Source organism: Desulfurobacteriaceae bacterium, assembly GCA_039832905.1.
GTDB lineage: Bacteria > Aquificota > Aquificia > Desulfurobacteriales > Desulfurobacteriaceae > Desulfurobacterium.
In genome coordinates this window covers 5293-7633 of the sequence record JBDOLX010000067.1, presented here as the reverse complement: position 1 = coordinate 7633, position 2341 = coordinate 5293, and the positions used below count along the sequence as shown (strand labels likewise).

The 2341-nt window shown below is 36.7% G+C and carries 3 protein-coding genes and 1 tRNA gene; 3 read left to right on the top strand and 1 reads right to left on the bottom strand.

The window, feature by feature from the left end; translation table 11 throughout:
* Nucleotides 1–311 (top strand): hypothetical protein (locus tag ABGX27_04950; protein ID MEO2068842.1); only part of this gene is annotated, 311 nt, incomplete at its 5' end.
* 117 nt (nt 312–428) lie between these two features.
* Here the strand turns inward: ABGX27_04950 and aroC are convergent.
* Nucleotides 429–1604 carry a chorismate synthase gene (gene aroC / locus ABGX27_04945; protein MEO2068841.1) on the bottom strand — a complete coding sequence of 392 codons (1176 nt, stop codon included), beginning with the start codon at nt 1602–1604 and terminating at the stop codon, nt 429–431.
* A 155-nt stretch (nt 1605–1759) separates the two neighbouring features.
* Between aroC and ABGX27_04940 the strand changes: the two genes are divergently transcribed.
* Nucleotides 1760–1836: transfer RNA gene (locus tag ABGX27_04940), tRNA-Gly, on the top strand.
* Between the two features lie 22 nt (nt 1837–1858).
* On the top strand, nt 1859–2341 hold a 483-nt coding region (locus ABGX27_04935; GenBank protein ID MEO2068840.1), incomplete at its 3' end, for a hypothetical protein.

Genomic DNA, 2341 nt, shown 5'->3' with positions numbered 1-2341 from the left:
TTTCTAAAGAAGAAAAAGTATTGCTATCTTTAAGTATGTTTTATGCGTCTTCACCCCTCATTATATGGTCTCTAAGAATACTTGTTTCTAACAAGATACCCCATTACATAGGCATAGCTTTTTTATTTTCTTATATAACCTTTCTTAGTCTATCTTGTGCGCTTTTGGTTTTCCACGGACTTAACAATAACCCTGAGGAAACTTACAGGTCGTTATCAGAGCGGTTTGAAATTCCAATACTAGGTTTCATTGGAAGTTTTATAGCGTTATCTTTTACGCTATCACCGAAACTAAGAAAGTATATTGAGTGAAAATGAAGTATTTTGCGTAGTCCATCGAAAGGTATATTCTGGAAAACTGTAGACTAGTAAAGGAGAAAAAGGAATAGCAAGAAAAAGAAAGAAGGAAGGAAACAAGTCAAATGTAAGCTAAAAACTTCCTAAGTCCTCTTTATATTCTTCAAACCATTTTTTTAACCTTCTAAAGTCATCCGCTGGAAACATTTCAAGGATTGCACCAAGTAAGGTTATAGCCAGCATAGACTCTGCAACAACCGACGCAGCCGGAACGGCACAAACATCAGAGCGCTCAATAGAAGCCTCAAAAGGTTCTTTTGTTCTTATGTCAACACTTCTTAAAGGACTATAAAGAGTTGGTATTGGTTTCATTGCAGCCCTTACAACTATTGGCATTCCATTTGTCATTCCACCTTCTATTCCACCAGCATTATTGGTTTCTCTATAAAAACCTCTTTCTTCTGAATAGAAAATTTCATCGTGAACTTTTGATCCATAGTTCTTTGCTGTATCAAATCCCATTCCTACTTCAACGCCTTTTATAGCCTGAATGGACATGATACTTTGGGCGATTATCCCATCAAGCCTTTTATCCCATTGGGTATGGCTTCCAAGACCAACAGGAACGTTTAAAGCAAAAACTTCAAAAATTCCACCAAGACTTTCTCCTTTCTCCTTTGCAGAGTCTATTTCCTTTTTAAAAATTTCTTCTAAAGTTCTATCAGAAACAGGAATTCTTACCTCGGAATTCTCTGCATTTTCAAACCTTTCTTCAAAAGATAAAGAAGCATAAGCACTTTTTGGAACTTCAACTTTTCCTACAGAAAGGACATAACTCCCAATTGTTATTCCTAGTCTTCTTAAAATATCTTTACACAGAGAGCCAGCAGCTACTCTTCCGGCAGTTTCTCTTGCACTTGACCTTTCGAGAACGTTCCTAACATCATCAAAATCATATTTTAGAACTCCACTTAAATCTGCATGTCCCGGACGTGGCTTTACAACTTTTTTGTCCTCTGGGAGCTCCCCAGGTTCTGGTTTCATTATCTCTTTCCAGTTTTCGTAATCCTTATTCCAAACAGCCATTAGAATCGGTGAACCAAGGGTTTTTCCAAGTCTTACACCGGAAAGAAACTCTACTTTATCTTTTTCAATCTTCATTCTTCCACCACGTCCATACCCTTTTTGACGCCTTGCAAGTTCTCTGTTTACAAATTCAAAGTCTATCTCAAAGTTTGCCGGTATTCCTTCTAAGAAAGCAAAAATTCCTTTTCCGTGGCTTTCACCAGCTGTAAAAAACCTTAACACCTTACCTTCCTCCTAATCATACTCGTGATTGGAATTTTACATTTTTCGCCTTTTCCTGTTTAACCAATTCCTACATTAACCATTTAACCAGTCAACCAACCACTCAACCATTTGACTATTTAACCAATTCAGCGTATATTTTTATAAAAAACAAAGCGGGCGTAGCTCAGCTGGCTAGAGCATCAGCCTTCCAAGCTGAGGGTCGCGGGTTCGAATCCCGTCGCCCGCTCCATTATTACCCTAGGAAAACGGTAATGACAAAAAACTATAAGTTAAGTCTTATTTCTTTTATCACTTCTTTGATCATTCATGGAGCTTTAATTTCTATTCTAAGTATTTCAGGAGTATTAAAGATAAAAACTTACAAAATGGTAGATATCCTACCTTTATCTTTTGACTTAAAAGTTGAATCAGAACTGATCGGAGAAAAGTCAAGAAAGGGAGATAAGAGTTTTAAAATATCTTCTGCCCAAAACACCTCATCTCCTAAAGGTAGAAAAACAGAAAAGAAGAAAACGAAAAAAGCAGCCTCACTAAAAACAAGCAAAAGAAAAATAACAAAATCAGATACTTCAGAAAGTGCAGGAATGGTATCAGCCTCAAAACTTACTGTTAGCAAAAAAGTTGGCAACGGAGAATTGGAACTATCCCTTTTCGTAGATAGTTTAAAAAACAAAGAAAACAAGAAACTTCCAGCAATTGCAGCAAGCAAACTCGTTCCATATCTCAAAAAGGTT